Genomic DNA, 21,223 nt, shown 5'->3' on the forward strand with positions numbered 1-21,223 from the left:
GGCTTATACGGAGGAAAGAAAAAGACAACTGGGTAAAGATATAGTTCGTAGCCGAATCAGTGCTGTTGCTTCCTTTTCCGATGTGTACAGTGTAGATGTAGTTAGTCCTGCAGCTGATGTGGTGGTTGATCAAAGTGAAGTCGCCTTTTGCAATTTGGTAAAGGTCAATATAACCGGTTACAGCGATGAGTAATATCCTAGCCAGTTCCATCAGGGATGTTCCACATTTTGTGGCTTTTGACACTTTGGCTAAACATCGCCTGGACAGTATTCAGATTGACCAGCTGCTGATCTACATCATTGATACAGTTGACGCTGCGGCATTGCCTTTCCTGGCAAAACAGTTTGATGTATTGGGCTACAAAGGAATGCGCTTAGCCACCACGGAAGCTGAACAAAGAGAGGTGATCAAAAGAGCCATTGAATTGAAGCGAAGAGCCGGTACGGTATGGGCGGTCAAAGAAGCTTTAAAAACCATCGGGTACCCTGATGCCGTTTTGGTAGAAGGTGCTGAAGATGGGCAGAACGGCTGGGCCACTTTCCGCATTGAACTGGATGGTGGCGATAATACCATCAGCGCAACAGCTATTGATGAGCTGGTGAAAATGGTAAATGAGTACAAGAATGTAAGAAGTCACCTGGTTGACCTTTCTTATCAAATTGACCTTGGTAATGATCCGGTTTCCTTGACCGATGAAAGCAATGAGAATGCCTCTGTAGATGAAAGTGATGTGGTCTTTGCAGGTGGAAACTTTAAATACAATGGCCAGGTGGCCTATAACGGAGAAAGAAATTACAGTCAGGACAGCGATGTGCTGGCCGTTGAAATTATAACAGTATAATAATGGAAGCAGAAAAAAATAAAGGTGAGATGGATCGCTTACAGGCTGTTGGTGTATTTAGCCTATTGGTGCTCAATGCTGGTACCGGTGAAATATTGGAACGCTTTGCTGACAATAACCTGGTGGTGACTTTAGGCCAGACTAACCTTGCGAAAGTTCTTGGTGGCCATGCCTCCGGAAAGAAGATCTCAAAAATTGCCATCGGTACCAATGGCACCACCCCTACTTTGGCAGATACCACTTTAACCAGCTTATTCAGTAAGCTGATCACCAGTGTAGATTACCCTGAGGCAAACTCCGTTCGTTTCTCCTGGTCTATTGATGGCCCCGATGCCAATGGCATGACTATCCGTGAGTTTGGTTTACTCAATGAGGATGGTGTTTTGTGCGCCCGTAAGGTTCGTGCTGACATCATTAAAACAGCAGAGGTTCGTTTGGTCGGATCCTGGAAGATTACCATTAACTAATTTATCATGGCAGAATTTACAGGTACAAATACCTTTGTTGAAAACATTTACCTGCTGGAGCAATCCGATTTGGTTCTTGGCGGATCAGAAGGGATATCAAACAAAGCAACTAAGCAATTGGCCGAAAGAACCATGTGGCTGAGAAAAACCATGCAAGGTTATGCTGCTATCACTTTAGTGAATGCAAGCAAAGCGCTTTCCAAAGCCGATGTTTTTCTAAAACTGGTAGTGATTAATCCTGGCAATGCATCTATTGATTGTACGCTTCCCGCCCTTTCTTCAGATGATGCCGGAAGCAAAGTTTCCTTAGTGGCCTACAATGTCGCCAAGCAGGTCAGCATCACCAGTACCGCGAATGATATTTTGCTTGGATCCACCACCCGCCAAAAGTTATTCATGGGCAACGGCGATAGCCTGGAGCTGATCTGGTTGGGCAACACCTGGATGGTCTTCGAAGCTAAAGGCAATTTCACCGCAGTTGGTGGTTTTGAATATGGCTATGCTGTTGCAGCAAATACCGTTGTAGCTAATGGTGCTATTTTGTCAAGGGCCGAATACCCCCGCCTTTGGGAGTATGTAAGCGTCTTGTCTGGTGGTCTGGTTTCTGATTATTACTGGAATTCGATTGCAAATTATAAAGGTTTCTTTTCTTCAGGCGATGGCTCTTCTACCTTCCGTATTCCTGATCTCCGCTCCATGTTTATCAGGGGCCTTGATTTGGGAGCCGGTATTACTTTCGGAAGAAACCTGGAAAACCCCGGTGGATATGAAGCGGATGAATTTAAATCCCACTCCCACACTATTACTCCTGATGATCATCCAGGAAGAAGTGATAATGCCAACGACAGACAAGTTATGGAGCAAAATGGCAATGGCAGGACCATCCAAACGTCAAGCACCGGTGGCTCGGAAACCCGCCCTAAAAACATTGGTTTAATCCCCCTTATAAAAGTATAAAATGGCTGATATTAATAACATACACAACTTACAGGATTTAAAAGAGGTCATTGCTACCTACCTGGTCACTCCAAAAAAGGAGGCGCTAACGGCTGCTCAGTTAAATATTATTTTAAGTAAGTCGATTGAATTTACTTCGGATACAAGCGATATCTACTCAGCTATTGGAAATATTGCTGCAGGCGCAATTGGGGCCACGCCTGACGATGCTCCAGTAGCAAATATCAATGTTTATAAAGCGATCACTACAGGAACTTATGCATTGTTTGGTGGACTTACTGTTAGTGCTGCTGATATTGCTGCAGGTGATGTGCAGCTTATTAAAGGGGTTACTGGAACCTGGAGCAAAAAGATTATTCCGAATGATTTGCTTCCTTATAAAAAGAAGGAAGATCCGGAATTTGCTATTTATGCGAGTGTTGCTGCGGCAAATGCTGGAGTTTTAAATACGGTTGTGAATGGGAAAAATCTGAGGGATGGGAAGTTAGTACAGATAGGTACTGCGGGAAATTACGTTACTTATGGGTGGAAAGGTGGTTTTGGTGATGGTAATTTGATTGAATATTTGAGCGCTTATCCCAATAAGAATGAAGTAATTTCGCCTAAAGCCATTACTATAAACGCAGACAATGCGATTCCAATAACGGTTACGGGGCTTAACTTACTTTCTGGATATTATGATAAAAATACTGGCTTATTATCTGGAGGAAGTTTTACCAGTGTAGTGACGCCAGTCACAAAGAATGACCTAATATATTTAACAACTGATATAGCTGGAGTTCCAGCAGCCATGGCTGTTTTTTTTGATAAGAACATGTCGTTGATATCTTATTTCGGAGCGGCCACAAGCACTGCTCAAAGTGTATCCTCACAGTTATTAGTTTTACCTGATAATATTGCTTTTGTTGGGGCAACAAGGTCTGGCTTAGTTGCTCCAAAATTAGAAAGGGGTGTTTTGAACCCTGCAAATAAAAATGACGTAAAAGGGTTAGATAAAGTCAAATTAAGCTTGATAAATTCTTTTGCAAAAATAGTACTTGTAAAAGAACCTGGATTTATAACCCCAACGGGCGGCCTAACAAGTGCTGATGTTAATTATAGACGAGCGTCGTTAGTCTTAACAGACGACAATAGAGATCAACTTTATTACACTGGAGTACTTTTTGCTACTGGGGCTGTGGGAATTGCTTATTTTGATATTGATAATAAATTTATATCTTATGAACTTACTCAAACAACGTTTAAGCATTTTACTAGGTTTAAATTAACGGTACCAAAATCAGCAGTAAAGCTTGTCGCTGGTGGAGCATACACAAGTAATCAACAATTTAGTAACCTTATTTATGATTTCACATTAGAATTAGGCGTATTTAATGTTAATGCAAAAGCTGATGCAGTAAGCAAAAGAATTAAACAAGCATCAGATTTTTATAAAATTGTTGACCCGAAACCTGATTTAGTTGCCGATTTAGTCTATAATAAAAAATGGTATAGACAATGGTTTAGGCTACAGAATACCAGAACTATTTCTGCGTTCTCTTTTCCTGTTTGCCGTGATTTCAAATCAGGAACTTTTATTACAGGCGCCATGAGAGCCAGTTTTGTTACCTCTCTAGGACATTCTTTCGTTTTTGATATTCCTTCCTCAGAAATAGCTAAGTACAATGAATTAGTATTAGCAAATTCGGTTCCTTCTGATTTCGACTTTTTTGTTAATCTCCAAGATACGATCACACTTACCACTGGAGATATTATTCAGATATCATGGAGCGTAGTGAATGATTCTGATAGAATGGGGTTAGTCTACAGATATACAGATCCTAATCTAGGTAAACCAGCGGAACCTGAATCTGATTTTTCAAGTGGCGGGTTTGTTTGGGGTACTGATGGAACAACAGGAGATGGGGCGATTGATTATTTAGAGAAAATGGCGGCAGGGACTCAATTTCTTAGAGCAGCTGGATTGGGGATTTCGTTTGCTTCGGATAACAATAAACCAATACCTAAATTTATTTACCCAAAAAGAGTTTATACCGTGTGCAATGATGTTATGCCTGCTGATTATGGGAATAACCGAAACTTCGCTTCTGCTATATATTTAGATCACTTTTTTACAGGGTTTAAAAAAGAAATTCCTTTGAGGTTTGGCAACGGTACAGATAGAAAAATATTTGTATCCCCTATTAAAACTACAAATGGAAGTAACGTCCGTCAATACAATGGCGGTGTGAATGTACTTAAAACACTGGTTCCTACTAAAGTAAAGGGGACAGGATATGCCGATTCCTCTGTGTTTAATATTGAGCATATTTCAACCTTAAATTCAGCTGTAAAATCGGTTATTGCACGTGCGCTAATCATTGTGGACTCTATTGGTTCAGGCGTTACTCAGGGTGTAGGTGCTTCAACACCAGAGGACCAAAGAGATGGTGTGTATCACTTAATCTGCAAAGAGTTGTTTAAAAAGGATTCTTTAGATGCAGGAAGTCCGGTTGGTCAACACGACATATTGTTTTTAGGTCATAATGTAAATACAAGAACCTTTAATTACAAAGGAGCAGATCACACAATAAGAACCTGTCGTGAAGGTTACCCAGGTATGAGTACGTCTCAAATATTTAATGATGGTACTTTTAACGGAAGTTCACCTTCTGCATTTTCTATTACAAACTGGCTTAATAAGTACAGAACAATGACTGATGCTGGTGTAAGGTTAGCGGCGAATGATCCAGCAAAAGGAACGGCTGTTACTGATGTGAACGCATACGATGTTTGCAGACCAACACACATCATTTTCGCAACTGGGGCAAATGATTCGATTACTTATGACTGGTTAGGTACAATGAAAACCCTAGTTGGATTAATTAAAGCCGAATACGCCGCTAATGGATGGGGCGCCGTGACAGTCGGAGTTTCGCCACCAGATACGGCTGGCACAATATTTCCAAGCTTATACCCAAACACTCCAGAAAGTATGTATGCCTGGAATAATGCAGATGATGATCCAGGAAGGCATGAAAGGATGTGGAAGTTTACCAATGATTGGTTAAATGATACTACTTACTCAGAGGATATTGATAGAGTGTTTTTTATCCCAATGTTTTTTACTATGCCACCTATTTCTGCAGCATACAGAAATACTCCATTACCAAATGGTGAACTGGTTAAAACACCATACGGATGGCTTCCAAAAACTCACCCTGATGCTAATGCTCATGCTCACTGGGGGTACTTACTGTATTCTTTTTTTAAATACACTTTTATTCCACAATAATTATTAATCGACCTCCATTCCGGTACACTCTATCGGAATGGTTCACACATAGGGCTGGGATCATTTTCGGTCTTTCAACTACACATAATGAAAACATCACAAAACGGTAAGCAAAGATTAATCAAGGAAGAAGGTATTGTCCTTCATCCTTATAAAGATCAAGTTGGCAAGCCTACTATAGGTATAGGCTCAACCAGGTATGAAGATGGAACACCAGTTAAAATGACTGATAAACCAATTTCCTTAAACCGTGCCATGGCTTTAATGGATAATACGCTTGTAGAATATGAGGCTGCTGTAAATAAGGCAACAGGTTCCACCGTCATTAACCAAAATCAGTTTGATGCACTTGTAAGCCTTTGTTATAATATTGGCGTAGGTGGCTTTTTAGGAAGTACGGTTGCTCGTTTAGTTAAGAGCAATCCTAGTGATCCTAAAATTAAGCCTTGGTTTTTAGCCTGGAATAAAGCCGGTGATGAACCTGTTTTATTAGACAGAAGAGAACGAGAATACAAGCTATATTCTACGCCTGTAGTTGGTGTAAAAGCAAAGTATACCTCAAGTGATCTCAATTTAAGAGAAAGTCCATCTACAGCAGCTAAAATAATTACAGTGCTACCAAAAGGCACTGAAGTAAATGTGTTGACAGAAAATAACGGGTGGGCACAAGTGTTAATCTGCAATAATAAATTGACAGGATATGTCAGCGCACAGTATTTAAAATAGAATAATAAAATGCAAGAAATTCCTAAAATCAGTTTCAATCAAATTGCCAAACAACCAGTAACCTATGCGTTAATAGTTGCCGTTTCGCTTTTATGGTTTGTGGCATATATGTTCAAGGACTCCTCCAACCAGGTAAACACAAATTGTGAGGCTGAAAAGGTGGAGTTGAGAAAGGAAAATGCCCAATACAAAGCTGATAAAGACGCACTAACAACAGCCTTATTAATTAAAAATGGCATCATCCTTCAGCAGGCACAAGATCAAAAAGAATTAGACAGTACCATAAGAACTAAGGTAGGTCAGAAAGCAACAAAAATAGTTAAGGAGAAATAATATGAAAAATATAAAATTTTATCTGATCATTGCGGCCTTAGCTTTAGGCATAGTTTATATTGGAATTAAATACCTGGATAAATCTAAAGAAGCTGATCAACTCACAAAAGCTAAAGCGTCGGTCTCTAAACAGATTCAAACTGAAGCTAACGTAATTGCCCGTAAGGTTGGCGAAAATGGCATTGCAACAGTTCTGTTTGACATTACGGGTCACAAGGCAACTCCTGAACAGGCAGCGTCTACAGCAGGCACAAAAGGTATTATAGATACAACTGCAATGGCTCTTGATATACGTACAAAGCAGCTTAAGCAAATCCTTGTGGTTAAATCCAGCCTTGAAGCTGAAAACCTCAAACTTAAAAAACAACTGGATCAATATAACCGTCCTTACTATACTTATTCTGGCAATGGCCTTGATCTTAAATTTACTCCACCAAATGACCTTGATACAAACGCCAGGGCAGACTTTAAAGCAGATGTTAAAATATCAGCAACACAGTACTGGCAACGTAAGTGGTTCTTAGGAGCTAAGAAAAGCATTCTAGCTGTTACTTCTGACAACCCTATATATAAAGTGAACGGTGCTGATTTCGTGGAATTCGAACAGAAGCAGCCAGCCTTTGGGTTAAGGATTCAAGCAAGCGGAAATTACAACCCGCAAACCGGTGTTGTTGGCTATGGTCCTGCAGCTCGCATTGACGCTGGCAGGTTTAGTTTCCAGGGCAATTATACTTATTATCCAGATTATGAGCACTGGAGGCCCTCGGTGAATGTGAACTATGACTTGATTAGGTTTTAAAACCCGATGCTGAACAACAAAAAAAGCCTCACCGAAGTGAAGCTTTTTTGTTGTTGATATTCCTCAACTATTAAGGATAAATCATTATTGTACGATGATGTCCATATGATTGTGATTAGTGGTTTCCATTATTTGATGGGATAAATGTATAATTTAGAACTTGTATTAACAACATAACAGTGTAAATATTGTTTATTTTATTTTGCAGGTGTTTCCACTTAAGAAGCTCCCTTTAATAATATCTCCTGAATGCTTATAGGTTTGATATTTTACTCGAGTAAATCCTGTCAAAGAATGCTTGGCAATAATTTCAATGGTAATAGAACGTCCATTGTCGATCATTTGTTTTAAATTATCGCAAGTATTGAATTGGGCAGCATAATCTGTTCTATATTTCAGTCTTCTCTCTCCATTAAACACTTTTTGAAATAAGTGAAGTGGCATAAGTCGATTTACAACCCATTGGTAATTTTTAACCAATTCAATTTCTTTAAAGTAAGTATCGTCTGAATTTTGGGATGGTCTGGTCTCGGTGCTCCACGCTCTTACTTGAATATCATAAATCCTAAATAGTATCGAATTGTTTACAATTTTAAAATAATAGCGGTACTTAGGCGGATTAGGCGCGTTTCTTCCTGTACCTGGTCTAGTGTAAATAAAAGAAATTTTATCGCTTATTTCGATGTTTGGCTTTAGTAGGCTCAATATAATCAAAAATATTCCGGAGGAAATTAGACCGGTGACTACGTCACTTATTATTTTATAAGAATTGTACCAATGAATGAGAACGTCCATGTTTTATTTGTTTTTTTAGTTTAGTTGATATAGTGTTATTAATATGTTAAATCTTCAGGTCCGTAAATATTTTCTAGAGTTAAATCATAATCCCTTAAATAGTCTTTCGTCGATTTAAAATCACTGTGCCTGGCCATGTAGCTTATTTCCTTACAATCGGTTCCTTTCATCAGCTCATGTACAATCCTAGTGTGTTTCCAACCGTAAATGGTGAAGTCCGGGGATAGTCCTATCCGGTCTTTAACAACCTTAAACTGCTTAGAAAAGAAATTATGGCCACATTTTGCTGGGCCCGGACTACCATCCAGTTTCCCGAAAATAAACCAGGTCTTTGGAAGGCCCTCCAGTTTTAAGCGATCCAATACCTTTTCAAATTCTTCTGGGTAATCTCGATATTGCTCAGTTTTATTTTTAGATAGTGCTGCAGAAAAGCGAACGCGCTTTAAGGTGCGGTCAATATCTCCAATGGTTAGCGCCTGGAGCTCCTTCTTGGAGCGGATCATCAGCCAGTAGGTAAATTGCATGGCATAGAATACTTTATCCTTACCTGCGGCTTTAACTGCATCCTTAACTGTTTTGGCTATTTCCCTATTGTACCAACGGTGTTTGCTTTTTTGGGTAGGCAGTTTAACAAATTTTCCTCTGATGGGGTTTTTGACTACGTAGTCTTCAACTTCCAGCCAGTTGAAAATGGTGCCCATAAATTCAATTTCCTTGTTGATGGTAGTGGCTACCCACTCCCGATCTTCGGCAATGTAATCCAGTGCTGCAGAAAGATGGGTATATTTTATTTTGCCGATAGGAACCGCTCCATGGCCATTAAATGTTAAACCCTCATTAATCCAGTCCACGCAACCTTGGTAAGCGGAGATGCTTGTTTTAGCAAGTTTACGGGCAATCCTGCTTTTGATGTAATCATGCAGGGATTTATCCACGGTAAAAAGATGCCTGTTTTCGCCCTGGCTTACGGCAACCTGTTCTTCTATCTGTTCGGTCAGTACTTCTTTTTTCTGCTGCAGTTCACGGAATCTGTTCAGCTCTGCTTCAAAGGGATTGTAACGCAGGCTGTCTAAATTGTATTGCCATACCTGGCGTCTGAATTCTGCATGGGTGTCCTTTGCCTCGCCATGATATTCATTAATGTCATCAATAACCTTGATACGCATCCTTTTGCGTGGATACTTATGCCACAGTTCAACTGGCACATCATGGTTCCAGTAAATAAAATATTGATTGGGATTATTTTTGTTAAGCTTTGGAATGGAAGGCGGTTTCATACGCTTAATGACTTGGTTAATTGTGTCCGTGGCGTGTCCATCCAAAACAAAAGCAGCCCGTATGAGCTGCTTTTGAGGATTGTGCGGATGAAGGGACTCGAACCCCCACGCCGTGAAGCGCCAGATCCTAAGTCTGGTGCGGCTACCAATTACGCCACATCCGCAGTTAGGAGTTGTTTAGGACTGCAAATATAGAGATAGTTTTTAAAAGACAAAATCCTTTTTCAATTATTTATGAATTATTTTTTCCAGAAAATATCTGAAAAACAAAACCAAAGGGAACCCTGTTTTTTCAGCGTTCTGATAACGAGACTCATACAATCAAATTAACACAAATCAGCAGGGGAATTCCATCGTGGAAAAACACCGAAAATATTTTTGTATATTTTTAATAATTTCATTTTCATCGTCCTCGGACGGTCTTTACACTGTCCATCCCAGGTAACATACCAATGAATATGTAAGACTTCAATGTCTTCAATCAACATTTGCACGGGCCAGCAATACTTCCTTTTGGTCTCATCAAAGTGCAAACCATCCACCAGGTTTTCCTTCAGGCCATCTTTAATTATAGGTTCGGCAGCTTTGCGTTTGCCAACATCAAGACCAGTTTTACCAATATAGATCAGTTCAACCTTTCCCTTTTGCAGGGCATAAACTAAAAATACGCCATACTTGTTGGTAGGTGCTGTACACACTTTTTCTAAGCTATCTGTAGCCTGGAAAAAGAAATTGCCATTGTTATCGTATTTTTCTAGTTCATCAAACATGGTACATCCAGCTTTATTTAACCCGGTAATCTCATCTCAATTTATATATTTATTACTGAAAATCCTATGCTGCATTTTCATCTTGTGTAAGTTCCTTTCCACAATTCGAACAATACCTGGCATATGCCGGGTAGATAGAAGCTTTGCAATATGGGCACTTTTTTCTGGCCTCATCTGTCGCCCGGGCCATTTCCACAGAAACAATCCCTGTAGGCACCGCAATAATGCCATAACCAATCACCATCAGAATGCTGGCTAAAAACTGGCCCAATGGACTTTGTGGAGAAATATCACCATAGCCCACGGTCGTAATCGTAACTATAGCCCAATATATAGAGACTGGAATGCTGGTAAAACCACTTTTATCTCCTTCAATAATATACATCAAAGTGCCAACAATGGTGACAAGGGTAATCACACTGGCAATAAATACCGTTATCTTATACATGCTTGACCGAAGGGCACTTCTTAAAATATTGCCCTCGTCGAGGAAACGACTCAGTTTTAAAATCCTGAAGACCCTTAACAAGCGGAAAGCACGAACGACCACCAGGTAATGTGCACCTCCAAAAAACAAACTGATATAAGCAGGTAAGACCGCTATAAGATCTATTAATCCATAAAAGCTCCAGATATACTTTGCAGGTTTTTCAGAACTGTAAATCCTTAAAATATATTCTACGGTAAAAATAGCCGTAAATAGCCATTCGGCAATAAGGATATACAACAGGTATTTGGCCCTTAAACTTGCCACACTTTCTAAAAATACCGATAAAATGCTCAATATAATAAGAACGAGCAATACGCGGTCAAAAAGCCTGCCGCCGGGTGTATCAGATCCAAATACTACTGTATAAATCTTTTTCCTTAACGCTTCATTTTTCCTCACCTTCATCGTCTTCTCTGTTTGTATACTCATGTTGATCGCTAACGTACATAATATATATATGGCTTTTCAGCTGGAACAGCGCTAATCCTGATTTTTTTTAATATTTTTATAATAACCAATCTTTAATTATGAAATTCCTGATTATTCCTTTCCGACTGATGGTCTGCATGATTGTACTGCAATCCCTCCTGCTCCCAAAATCCTTGTCTGCGCAAAAGTTAGACCGTTCTATCTATCAATTGGTAATTTATCATATTAATGATAAAACACAGGAAAACAGGATTGACAAATACCTATCCGAAGCTTACCTTCCCGCCCTGCACCGAAAGGGTATTCCAACCGTCGGTGTCTTTAAGATAGCAAATATTGATACCGCAGCTGATCGACGTATTTATATGTTGATTCCATACCAATCTTTACAACAATACCATGAGCTTCAAAAGACACTGGCCAAAGATGGCATTTTAACAGAAAAAGGTGCCGATTACATCAATGCCAAATTTGATGATGCCCCTTATAGCCGTAAGGAAGTTGTTTTAATGGAAGCATTTTCTATGATGCCACGGTTAAAAAAGCCAGGTTTAAGTGGTCCGAAAGAACAGCGCATTTACGAATTGCGCAGTTATGAAAGTGCATCGGAGAAACTTCATCAAAATAAAGTGCAGATGTTTAACGACGATGAAATGGAAATCTTTGAACGGATCGGTAGTCATCCTGTATTTTACGGCGAAGTTATTGCCGGAAGTCGTATGCCCAACCTTATGTATATGACTGCCTACAGCGATAAAGCTTCCAGAGATGCCCATTGGAAAACTTTTGGCAATGATCCTAAATGGAAAACGATTTCTGCCTTGCCAAAATATCAAAACAACATGAAGCGGTTAGATGCAATTTTTTTAACCCCGACCTCCTATTCTGATTTTTAAAATTGAATTTAAGTGCAAACCCTAACATTTGATTATATTTGATTTTATCACTTTAAAGCCTCTATCTTAAATAAGAATAATGAGTTTATCTTCTGCCTTAAACCATATCATTTCCAAAACTCCCATCGCCATTGCAATAGTTGATTTAAACATGTGCTACCTTGCCACATCAGCACAATGGAGGTCTTTTTTTCATTGTGAAGATAAATTGCTGATTGGTACCTCACACTATTCTTTTTTTCCAGATAGGAAAGAAAGCTTCCAGCATACTGTTGCTGCTTGTTTAGCAGGCAATGACCAAAAATGTGAGCCATACGAATGGGAAGCTGCAGATGGAATAATTAAATGGCTGGCATGGCAAATTCAATCATGGAATGAGGAAGGTGGCAATATTGGTGGTTTAATGTTTACCGTGGAAGACATCACGGACTCAGCACAGCACATGGCGGGTACCATGAGTTTTGAAATTAGCCAAAGAAAACAACTAGAAGAGCACTTATACCAAAGCGAAACACAGTTCAAGCAAGCTTTTGAACATTCATTGATCGGCATGGCTATAATTAGTCCAGAGGGCGAATGGGAAAGAATCAATAAAAGCTTATCCGAGATTCTGGGCTATACAGAAAAAGAGCTCAAAGGACATAATGTTCTTGAAATCACGTACAAGGAGGATCTCAAGAAAAGCCATAACATCCTCGGAGATTTTTCAAGCAGAATCATGGACAATCTAAAAGTAGAGAAACGTTATATCCATAAAAACGGATCCCTGATTTGGGTCATCATTTCAGCAACGATGCTGACCGACCGCAATGGCAAGAGACTGCATTTAATTTCTCAGATTGAGGATATCACCAAGCGGAAAGAGATTGAAAACAACTTATTATTAAGTGAAAAAAAATACCGCACCATTTTTGAGAACGTGCAGGATGTCTTTTATAGAACTGATGAACAGCACAATATAATAGAGATCAGTCCATCCATAGAAAACCACTCAGGTTATGCACGGGATTTTATCATCGGCAAGCCTGTTGATGATTTCTATTATTACAAACAAGACAGGGATAAAATTTTAACCGCATTAAAAGAGAAAGGTTCTGTTATAGACTTTGAAGTACGCTTAAAAACAAGCGACCATGTATTGCGTTACGCCTCTGTAAATGCACACCTGATGTTTGAGGATGGTGTTTTTATAGGCATTGAAGGCAGCATGAGAGATGTAACGACCAGAAAGCTCCAGGAAAATGCACTAAAAAACCTCAATACAGAGTTAACGGCCTCCAACCAGCAGAAAAGCAAATTACTATCAATCATTGGCCACGACCTAAGAAACCCAATATCAGGAAGTCTGCAATTGTTAGATTTAACGTTAATGGATTTTAAATCCACCCCACCAGATGAGTTGCACCAGTACTTGTCGCAAATGAAACAGGAACTTTCTAATGCAAATAACCTGCTGGAAGACTTATTGTCATGGGCGAAAGTTCAATTTGAATCTATGACTATTCAACCTGTAGAAATTGCAGAACTCAGCAGTCATATAGAAAAATCTTTGTTAACCGTTAAACCACTGGCTAAAAAAAAGAACATAGCTATCAGTTTTGAAAATGGAAATTGCTCTCGCATTTATGCCGACCGGGGGATGTTAGACGCTATTTTTCGTAATTTATTGACCAATGCCATCAAATTCACCAATTACAATGGCCTTATTAAAATCAAAGCCGAAACTATAGCAACAGGCGTACAGTTCTCCATCAGCGATAATGGCATTGGCATGTCTAAAGAACATATCAGCAAGCTGTGTAATAAAAACGAGAATTACTCTACCTTTGGTACTTCAGGCGAAAAAGGCACGGGCTTAGGGCTGAACCTATGCCATGAGTTTGTGATTAAAAGTGGTGGTCAGCTGTGGGTAGACAGTATGCCAGGTGTGGGCAGCACCTTTTATTTTACCATTCCTTTTGCTGCCCACACCAAATCATTAACCGAAAATTGATTTTGCCTTTTTAATGGCATCTTCCAAATCTATGCCTGCACCTAAAACACCTTTAAATAAGTCTCCTTCCACTTTTAAGCGATCTACAGCATTGAAAATATTAAAGTCCTGCATCTTTAGTCCTGGCTTTACTTCTTCCCAATGCAGCGGCATAGATACCGTAGCTCCAACTTTAGGCCTCAAAGAATAGGGACCTGCAATTGTTGCCCCCGGACGGTTCTGCAAAAAGTCCAGGTACATTTTCCCTTTCCTGTTGGCAATCATGCGCTCCAAACTGGTATAGTCAGGGAGGTTTTTATGCACTATATTGACAATGATCCGGGCAAACAACTGCGATTGGTCATAGGTATATTTTGCAGCCAGGGGTATATAAATATGAATACCTGTAGATCCAGAGGTTTTACAATAACAAGGCACATCTATGGCATCCAGAATTTTCTTCACTTCCAGCGCCGCTTCTATCACCTGGTCGAAAGTATTCTGATCAGGGTCAAGGTCAATGACACAATAATCAGGGTTATCAGGTGATTGAACACGACTAAACCATGGGTTCATTTCAATACAGCCCAGGGAGGCCATCCATAATAAGGTAGCCTCATCAGCCCCTACTAAGTATTCCTTTTCTTCGCCATCACTCGTCTGGTAAGGGAAAGTTTTTGCCCAGTCGGGTGCTTTATCCTTCACATCTTTCTGGTAAAAACTAGGTCCATGAATACCTCCCGGAAAGCGGTTTAATGACATTGGACGATCTTTTAAATATGGAAGGATAAAGTCTGCCACCTGGTAATAATAGTTGAACATATCTCTTTTGGTAACCTTATGTTCCGGCCAGTAAATTTTACTTAAATTACTGAACTTCAAGTCATGGCCGCAAACCTTTTTAACCTGTGTTTCTTCCTTTGGGTTAAGCAGTGTTTTTCTACCTGATGCCTTGGGCGGAGTAATTACCTGGTGATGGTCTTCTTCTTCCTGCACAATAGCGACGGTTTCTTCGGGTGTTTCCCTCAGTACCTCATTGGCATTTTTATCAATCCGCATCCCTTGAAAAGAAGGATGACGGAAAACCCCATCTTTGGTAACCTCACTGAAGGCCACTTCACAAACCAGTACAGGTTTTAGCCAGGTAGCGGTTGCTTTTGGTGGGTTTGGCCTGAAACGTGATGGCTGGTTAACATCTGGCTCGGTTTCAAAAGGACTTTTATCGATAATCAAAGGCTTAAACTCAGCCATCATCTCCTTTTGCAGCTGGTCGGAAAAACCTGTACCAACTTTCCCCACATAGGTAAATACCCCCTGATCGTATACCCCCAATAAAAGAGAACTGAATTGTTTACCGGTATCTTTATTCAGCGTAAAGCCACCAATAACCACTTCCTGTCTTTTGCTGACTTTAACTTTAAGCCACTCTTTAGAGCGATTGTTTGGCGAATAGGTGCTGTTACTCTTTTTGGCGATGATGCCCTCGAGGCCCATTCGTTCTGCCGCCTTGAAGAAATCTATACCACTGGCTCGGAAAACCTTGCTGAGGCGCAGCCGCTCATCGTCAGTGGGGAAGACCGCACTTAAAACAGCCTGCCTTTCCCTTAAAGGCATATCCATTAAATTTTTGCCCTCATAATAAAGCAAGTCAAAAACGTAATAAACAAGCTCCCCATCTGCTTCACTGCGCCAATTCTGTAAGTCGCTGAAGTTGGACCGGCCTTTGTCATCCAACACTAAAATTTCACCATCAAAAACAGCATTGACCTTCATGTCTGATAAAGCCTGGTAGATAGGGTAAAACTTTTCATTAAAGGTCTTTTGGTTGCGTGAAACCAGCTCCACGTTTCCTTTATTCACATAGGCAAGGGCGCGATAGCCGTCCCATTTCACCTCATATTGCCAGTCAGGATCATCAAATGGCGCATCTACCAAAGTGGCCAGCATGGGCTTCATGATTTTAGGGAAAGCAGCTTTCGGCGCTTTCTTCAACAAGTCCTTAGCATCGGGAGTTGCCTCAGCTTCTTTTTTTGGCGATTTTATTTTCTCTGCAGGCTCCGCTATATTAGTGGACTTTTCAACAGCTTTCACCTTAGTTTTGTCCTTGGTCATTTCCTTGGTCATGCTTTCTATGGTTTCCCCGGAAATGACAGATTTACCTTCTTTGGTAATGTCTTTTGTATCGGCAAACTCATCTTTATGTTTAATCAGCAGCCAGCCATTTTCCCCCATGCCATGTGTTTTAACCAGCGCAAACTCTCCCTGCAGCTTATGACCATGCAGTATAATTTTCAGGGAGCCAGCCTTAAGTTGCTCCAGCAGGTGTTTCTCCTGCGCCTTTTTGCCTTTAACAGGCTCAATAGGTTCATAAAATCCTTCATCCCATACAATGACGGTACCACCGCCATACTCCCCTTTTGGAATCATGCCTTCAAAAGTTCTATAGTCATAAGGATGGTCTTCCACCATCATTGCCAGGCGTTTAACTTTAGGATCCAGGGAAGGCCCTTTAGGCACAGCCCAGCTTTTTAGCACCCCCTCCATTTCCAGTCGGAAATCATAATGCAAACGTGAGGCATCGTGTTTCTGTATCACAAAACGCAGTTGTGCTTTATCTTTACTTTTTCCAGATTTTGGTTCAGCAGTCTTCGTAAAGTCCCGCTTGGCGACATATTTTTCCAGGCTCATTGTAGAAGTTTTCATCTTAAACAATAGAGCACAACCAAAAGTTTAAATTAGCGTAAGTTCTTGCCTCACACTTAACTTGTAATTTTGCTGAAGTATATTTTCGACTGTCCATGCATTTCCCTGATCCATGCCACCAGCAAGCCTTTTTTCAACGGTATTAATACCGCATGGTGGTCTGCATATTGCCCATCGGTCAGCGAAATACGCTCCCTAGCCTGTCCTTTATCAATTAGGCTAAGCACAATTTTTGCCATACCTGCATTTTGGTGATGCATGCTGTGTTCAGGCACTGCACCCATATTTTCTTCATAAACAACAGCCATTTTACCTTCAGGCAGGGTCTTCATTTGAGGATGTCTGCCTTCAGCACTCAGTAAAGTCCTCTTTTTAAAAGTGGAATCAAGTTGTGCCTCTGTGAAATAGATGCCTGGAACGCCACCTGCGGTAAACCATACGCTTTGCACAGACTTATCAGTTAAGGCTAGTGAAGGACCAGAATGTGGACAACCCTCTATCTGCCAGTTATCATTACTGATGGGTATTGCTTTAGAAAAGCTAAGCCCATTATCTTTAGAAGTGCTATAGACCATGTCGCGGACTTGTTTTCCCATCAAATCTCTGGAATAAAGAATCTTGCGGTAAGCAAGGTGTAGATTGCCCTGTGTATCGCTCACTAAATTTGTGCGGCAACATTCACAGGTTCCCTTATCTATACAAACATCAGCAGCAAAACCCTTTCCTTTTGCAGTTCTGGCAAAGAATAGTGCAGATCCTTTAATGGACTTTCCATAACGGCCATCCAGCCAAACAGCCGCCATTTCGCCATCTTTGAGTGTGGTCAGGTCAAAAAAGCTACGACCCACCGTATGTGAAGTATCGCTATGAAGAAAAGCAGCTTTTGTCCAGCTCTTGCCTTCATCTGTAGAGAAAGTATAATAAGTGGCTCCTGCATAAGGGTTTTTCTCCTTGGTAAAGCGTTTACCAAAAATAGCCATTACAGTGCCATCACCCTTGAAAGCAATTTTACCCATGCTCTCTGCTGCCGTACTTAAGCCTATTGAACCCGCAACAGTTACAGGCAACTCAAAGCTTTCCTTTTCGGCATTATAGATGGCATATTTTAAGCAGTACAGGGAGTCTGCTGCGCTTTTCTCCGACCAGCAAAGCACCGCATTTCCACGATGATCCTTTGTGAAATAGGCACCTAAGGCCTCATTTTCTCCCGTTGACAGCAGTTGAATTTCAGGAGCATCCTGCTTTTCTTTGCAGGAAGGTAAAATGGCAACGCCAAGCGCTGCAATGAAGAGTAATATAATAGGTTTCATCAATTTACATTTGTTTTTAATAAAGTTCAATAAGCTATTCTTGCTTAGAACAACCATTTAAAATTCAATCCGCCATAACCATTTCTTCCGGGCGATGGATTAAAATAAGCTGGAGCAACTGCCCCAAAACCTACAGCATTAAGGGAGACAATAGAGCTGTACTTTTCATTCAGCATATTATCTAAACCCGCATAAAGGTTAATTTCAAATTGCCTGGCTATTCTTTTCTTATAGCCCAGTTTAGCATTTACCACACTATAGGCAGGGTGTTGTGCCGTATTGGCATCATTTAAGGATAGCTTGTCTGAATAGAAATAGCTTCCATAAAAATAAATTCCATTTGTAGTTTCAATATCCAGTCCTGCATTTAAAACCCAGGGTGCTATGCCAGTTAATGGATTGCCATCATAAATAGCGGTCACTTCATTTTGTGCATTCAGCGTTTTATAATCTTTAAATTTAAAGTCAGCATAAGTAAGCGCTGCAAAAGGACGAAGCATGCTGATGAATTTACCGTCCTCAGCTTTCAGCCCCTGGTAGGATAACGCAAGTTCCACCCCATTATGGCTTGTTTTGCCCGAATTGTTATAAATGGTGATGCCCTGTGCCACCGATTGGCCAATCAACTCGCCTTTCATATCCATTTTGAACAAAGCTAAATCATAAGCAAGCCTTGATTTAAATAAGTTCCCTTTGGCGTTGACCTCGTAATTGATGGCCTTTTCTGCCTGTAATGAAGGGTTGATAGAACCATCGATATTTTTGATTTCTGAACTCGATGGTGGAGAAAAACCGGAGCTGATACTGCCGTGTAAACTCAGTGCATCACTAAAATGATGACTCAGAGCCAGCCTTGGCGTAGCCTCTGGATTGAACTTTTTAACCCCTGTTTGACTGGGCTTCAAGTAATCGTGCACATCATAATTCAAACTGTTGAAACTGATGCCAAGTGTTAATAAAGTATGGGCACTCAACGATGTTTCTGATTGATAGAATAAAGAATATTGTGTATTTTGATAGTCAATAGTGGAATTGATAGCCCCCTCTACCCCTTTGTTATTTACATATTGGCTGCCTTTGGTCAATCCCTGGTTATACTCAGCGCCGACTGTAAAACGGGTTGCGAAATGAGCAAAGTCAGGGTTGTAGCTAAAGCGGGTTCTACCTCCATAACTTTGGTAGGTGTTTCTAATGTAGGCATAAGGAAGTGGATGATCAAGGTCGTAGAAATAAGTAAAAACACTGGTTTGATTAGAAAAATGTTCGTTAAATAAATACTGCTGCCCCACACCTATGCGTGTCCAGTTTTGATATCTCGCTGCCGCTTTGTCTAAGTTAGTGGCATTAGCCTGCAGGGGATCAGCATCATACTCTGCCTGTGTCAATGCACCGGGAATTTGTGAATGCTGTGTGGTGCGGTTAATGAGCAGGGAGATGATGCGCTTGTCGCTGGGAAAAAGCTGGAAGTTCCCTGTCATAAACCTGCGCATATCATTGCTGTGCTGTCTGTAACCATCATATTCATGCCATCCATAAGAAACATAACTGTTAACCTTGTCGCCCCCATTGCGATAAGTAGTAGCCAGCCTGTTTAAACCATAAGCACCTGTTAAGCCAGAAACTTCTAAACTTTGCTCCTGGTAGGGCGAACGCTGCAGCTGAAAATTGATGACACCGGCGGTGCCAGCACCATAAATGCTGGAAGCCGGGCCTTTGATGACCTCTGCACGACCAATGCTATTGATATCGAGCGCTTCAATACGGGTGGTACCGTCTGCCTCGGTTACAGGAATTTCATTGACATATACTTTTACATTGCGGATGCCGAAGGAAGACCTTACGCCATTACCACGAATGGAAATGCGGGCTTCAGAAAGGGTACTTTGCTCCATTCTAACCCCTGGAATAGCATTTAAAGCGGGCTGCAGCGAAACTCCAGTACCACGAGAAATATCCCTGGTGGTGATGACCGCTACCGCTCCGGCCGTTTCTTTATTGCTTTTGTTGCCATTATAACTGCCTACCCGAACCTCATTCAGGTAAATACCATCTGCTTCCAGCTGGATATTAAGTTCACTAATGGCTTGGCTGATGCCCACAATTTGTGAAATATAACCCTGCAAGGTTACTTTTACCTCAGGCATGGCCAGCGCCTTGCTGACTTCAAAATAACCCCGGGAATCGGTTTTGGTCAGCGGTTCCTTATTAAGGGTTTGAATCACAGCCCCAGCCAAAGGTTGGCGGGTTTGTGAATCGTAAATATGACCGCTAAGCAGCGGCGTTTGTGCGTTACTATCTAATAGCAGCATGGCAAAGCCTAGCGCTAAGAAGAATGCGTATTTGTAGTTCATTTTTAAAATATGTTACGGATCGCAATGCATAGCAAAGTAGCTTCCGTAGTCGTTGAAACCGGGAAATAACAAGGCGAACTGCCTGAATGTAAAGGATACAAGGCATCCATTACACCTGTAAAGGCATATTCAGCAGATAAGGAAAAAACTATACTTGTGGGGGCTGGAAGATGACCGCAGCGTATTTTGGAAGGGCAAAGGGAAGCTCTGTAGTCCTTAAACTTTTAATGGTTACCAAAGGAATATAAATCACAAAATTCTCTGTAAAAAAGGCTTCCTGAAACTGTGTCTTTTTAGACTGCTGTTCCTGGTTTTTCTCTTTTTCAGCCTCTTGCTTCAATTTCTTTGCTAAATAACATTTACCATTACATTGCATCACCGGCTTATCGCGGTTTTCACAGAGCGTGCTTACGATGTAATTTTTGTTAAACTCATAGCCTGCATATACAAAGTACCTGCTGAAACTCGCAGATATGATGGTACATATCAATAGAAAGGCTATATAGCTCCGAAACATGACTACAAAGGTAGGGTACTTTTAGGCTGATCCTATAATATTTTAAAAAATTAATTAAAGATTGCCGATCTGGATTTCTTACCTTGTATACACGTTACCATATCGCCTACATTCGTCCAGCTTTTGATCTCTTTAGCTGAAAAACGAATTTTAAATAACTTTTCTATAGCCACTACCAGCTGAATATGGCTCAGGGAATTCCAATTCTCTACATCAGCCGCAGTGGTCTCGTCCGACAAAATGAGATTTTCATCAGCTAACACATCTCTGAATATAATATTCAGATGACTCAAAACAAGATTTCTCTCTATCATA

General features: G+C 40.7%; 19 protein-coding genes and 1 tRNA gene. 10 read left to right on the forward strand and 10 right to left on the reverse strand.

Features of this window, described 5'->3' with window-relative positions; translation table 11 throughout:
• From ACR2F7_RS05505 to ACR2F7_RS05540, 8 genes are all read left to right on the forward strand, one after another.
• Positions 1-193, forward strand: a 193-nt coding sequence (locus ACR2F7_RS05505; RefSeq protein ID WP_432712584.1) for a hypothetical protein, incomplete at its 5' end; no start/stop codon positions are given.
• Positions 186-842, forward strand: coding sequence for a phage tail protein I (locus tag ACR2F7_RS05510; protein WP_432712585.1), 657 nt, complete (start codon positions 186-188; stop codon positions 840-842). The genes ACR2F7_RS05505 and ACR2F7_RS05510, both read left to right, overlap by 8 nt.
• Before the next feature lie 2 nt (positions 843-844).
• Positions 845-1,309, forward strand: a complete 465-nt coding sequence (locus ACR2F7_RS05515; RefSeq protein ID WP_432712586.1) for a hypothetical protein — start codon at positions 845-847, stop codon at positions 1,307-1,309.
• Between the two features lie 6 nt (positions 1,310-1,315).
• A complete protein-coding gene (locus ACR2F7_RS05520; protein WP_432712587.1) occupies positions 1,316-2,266 on the forward strand; it encodes a hypothetical protein in 951 nt (316 codons plus the stop codon).
• A 1-nt stretch (position 2,267) separates the two neighbouring features.
• On the forward strand, positions 2,268-5,540 hold the full coding sequence (locus tag ACR2F7_RS05525; protein ID WP_432712588.1) for a hypothetical protein: 3,273 nt from the start codon (positions 2,268-2,270) through the stop codon (positions 5,538-5,540).
• 87 nt (positions 5,541-5,627) lie between these two features.
• Entirely contained in the window at positions 5,628-6,266 is a 639-nt protein-coding gene (locus tag ACR2F7_RS05530) for a glycoside hydrolase family protein (RefSeq protein WP_432712589.1), read from the forward strand.
• A 9-nt stretch (positions 6,267-6,275) separates the two neighbouring features.
• Positions 6,276-6,599 (forward strand): hypothetical protein, encoded by a 324-nt coding sequence (locus tag ACR2F7_RS05535; RefSeq protein WP_432712590.1) that lies wholly within the window; start codon positions 6,276-6,278, stop codon positions 6,597-6,599.
• Position 6,600: 1 nt separating this feature from the next.
• Entirely contained in the window at positions 6,601-7,398 is a 798-nt protein-coding gene (locus tag ACR2F7_RS05540; RefSeq protein WP_432712591.1) for a hypothetical protein, read from the forward strand.
• 192 nt (positions 7,399-7,590) lie between these two features.
• Here the strand turns inward: ACR2F7_RS05540 and ACR2F7_RS05545 are convergent, their stop codons facing one another.
• The 5 genes from ACR2F7_RS05545 to ACR2F7_RS05565 form a co-directional block, all read right to left on the reverse strand.
• Positions 7,591-8,193, reverse strand: a complete 603-nt coding sequence (locus tag ACR2F7_RS05545; protein ID WP_432712592.1) for a hypothetical protein — start codon at positions 8,191-8,193, stop codon at positions 7,591-7,593.
• Between the two features lie 38 nt (positions 8,194-8,231).
• Positions 8,232-9,470 carry a tyrosine-type recombinase/integrase gene (locus ACR2F7_RS05550; protein ID WP_432712593.1) on the reverse strand — a complete coding sequence of 413 codons (1,239 nt, stop codon included), beginning with the start codon at positions 9,468-9,470 and terminating at the stop codon, positions 8,232-8,234.
• 82 nt (positions 9,471-9,552) lie between these two features.
• Positions 9,553-9,634 (reverse strand) — tRNA-Leu (locus tag ACR2F7_RS05555).
• Between the two features lie 162 nt (positions 9,635-9,796).
• On the reverse strand, positions 9,797-10,240 hold the full coding sequence (locus tag ACR2F7_RS05560) for a hypothetical protein (protein ID WP_432712594.1): 444 nt from the start codon (positions 10,238-10,240) through the stop codon (positions 9,797-9,799).
• A gap of 64 nt (positions 10,241-10,304) precedes the next feature.
• The gene (locus ACR2F7_RS05565) at positions 10,305-11,159 is read right to left on the reverse strand and encodes an ion transporter (protein ID WP_432712595.1); all 855 of its coding nucleotides are present in this window, start codon (positions 11,157-11,159) and stop codon (positions 10,305-10,307) included.
• A gap of 98 nt (positions 11,160-11,257) precedes the next feature.
• On the opposite strand from ACR2F7_RS05565, the gene ACR2F7_RS05570 reads away from it, so the two are divergent.
• Positions 11,258-12,055, forward strand: coding sequence for an NIPSNAP family protein (locus tag ACR2F7_RS05570; protein ID WP_432712596.1), 798 nt, complete (start codon positions 11,258-11,260; stop codon positions 12,053-12,055).
• 79 nt (positions 12,056-12,134) lie between these two features.
• Positions 12,135-14,048, forward strand: a complete 1,914-nt coding sequence (locus ACR2F7_RS05575) for a PAS domain S-box protein (RefSeq protein ID WP_432712597.1) — start codon at positions 12,135-12,137, stop codon at positions 14,046-14,048.
• Here ACR2F7_RS05575 and ligD read toward each other — a convergent pair.
• From ligD to ACR2F7_RS05600, 5 genes are all read right to left on the reverse strand, one after another.
• Positions 14,034-16,715, reverse strand: coding sequence for a DNA ligase D (gene ligD / locus ACR2F7_RS05580; RefSeq protein WP_432712602.1), 2,682 nt, complete (start codon positions 16,713-16,715; stop codon positions 14,034-14,036). The genes ACR2F7_RS05575 and ligD overlap by 15 nt on opposite strands.
• A gap of 71 nt (positions 16,716-16,786) precedes the next feature.
• Complete coding sequence (locus tag ACR2F7_RS05585; RefSeq protein ID WP_432712598.1) at positions 16,787-18,040, reverse strand: hypothetical protein; 1,254 nt, start codon at positions 18,038-18,040, stop codon at positions 16,787-16,789.
• A gap of 44 nt (positions 18,041-18,084) precedes the next feature.
• Positions 18,085-20,391, reverse strand: a complete 2,307-nt coding sequence (locus tag ACR2F7_RS05590; protein WP_432712599.1) for a TonB-dependent receptor domain-containing protein — start codon at positions 20,389-20,391, stop codon at positions 18,085-18,087.
• Positions 20,392-20,539: 148 nt separating this feature from the next.
• Entirely contained in the window at positions 20,540-20,908 is a 369-nt protein-coding gene (locus tag ACR2F7_RS05595) for a hypothetical protein (RefSeq protein WP_432712600.1), read from the reverse strand.
• Positions 20,909-20,958: 50 nt separating this feature from the next.
• Positions 20,959-21,223 (reverse strand): acyl carrier protein (locus ACR2F7_RS05600; RefSeq protein ID WP_432712601.1); only part of this gene is annotated, 265 nt, incomplete at its 5' end.

The organism is Pedobacter sp., from assembly GCF_045628745.1.
Lineage (GTDB): Bacteria > Bacteroidota > Bacteroidia > Sphingobacteriales > Sphingobacteriaceae > Pedobacter.

Coding starts and splice junctions, on each gene's coding strand:
- ACR2F7_RS05510 (WP_432712585.1), top strand. CDS start 186: ATGAGTAATATCCTAGCCAGTTCCATCAGGGATGTTCCACATTTTGTG.
- ACR2F7_RS05530 (WP_432712589.1), top strand. CDS start 5,628: ATGAAAACATCACAAAACGGTAAGCAAAGATTAATCAAGGAAGAAGGT.
- ligD (WP_432712602.1), bottom strand. CDS start 16,715: ATGAGCCTGGAAAAATATGTCGCCAAGCGGGACTTTACGAAGACTGCT.
- ACR2F7_RS05565 (WP_432712595.1), bottom strand. CDS start 11,159: ATGAGTATACAAACAGAGAAGACGATGAAGGTGAGGAAAAATGAAGCG.
- ACR2F7_RS05590 (WP_432712599.1), bottom strand. CDS start 20,391: ATGAACTACAAATACGCATTCTTCTTAGCGCTAGGCTTTGCCATGCTG.
- ACR2F7_RS05585 (WP_432712598.1), bottom strand. CDS start 18,040: ATGAAACCTATTATATTACTCTTCATTGCAGCGCTTGGCGTTGCCATT.
- ACR2F7_RS05525 (WP_432712588.1), top strand. CDS start 2,268: ATGGCTGATATTAATAACATACACAACTTACAGGATTTAAAAGAGGTC.
- ACR2F7_RS05540 (WP_432712591.1), top strand. CDS start 6,601: ATGAAAAATATAAAATTTTATCTGATCATTGCGGCCTTAGCTTTAGGC.
- ACR2F7_RS05545 (WP_432712592.1), bottom strand. CDS start 8,193: ATGGACGTTCTCATTCATTGGTACAATTCTTATAAAATAATAAGTGAC.
- ACR2F7_RS05595 (WP_432712600.1), bottom strand. CDS start 20,908: ATGTTTCGGAGCTATATAGCCTTTCTATTGATATGTACCATCATATCT.
- ACR2F7_RS05575 (WP_432712597.1), top strand. CDS start 12,135: ATGAGTTTATCTTCTGCCTTAAACCATATCATTTCCAAAACTCCCATC.
- ACR2F7_RS05570 (WP_432712596.1), top strand. CDS start 11,258: ATGAAATTCCTGATTATTCCTTTCCGACTGATGGTCTGCATGATTGTA.
- ACR2F7_RS05515 (WP_432712586.1), top strand. CDS start 845: ATGGAAGCAGAAAAAAATAAAGGTGAGATGGATCGCTTACAGGCTGTT.
- ACR2F7_RS05535 (WP_432712590.1), top strand. CDS start 6,276: ATGCAAGAAATTCCTAAAATCAGTTTCAATCAAATTGCCAAACAACCA.
- ACR2F7_RS05560 (WP_432712594.1), bottom strand. CDS start 10,240: ATGTTTGATGAACTAGAAAAATACGATAACAATGGCAATTTCTTTTTC.
- ACR2F7_RS05550 (WP_432712593.1), bottom strand. CDS start 9,470: ATGAAACCGCCTTCCATTCCAAAGCTTAACAAAAATAATCCCAATCAA.
- ACR2F7_RS05520 (WP_432712587.1), top strand. CDS start 1,316: ATGGCAGAATTTACAGGTACAAATACCTTTGTTGAAAACATTTACCTG.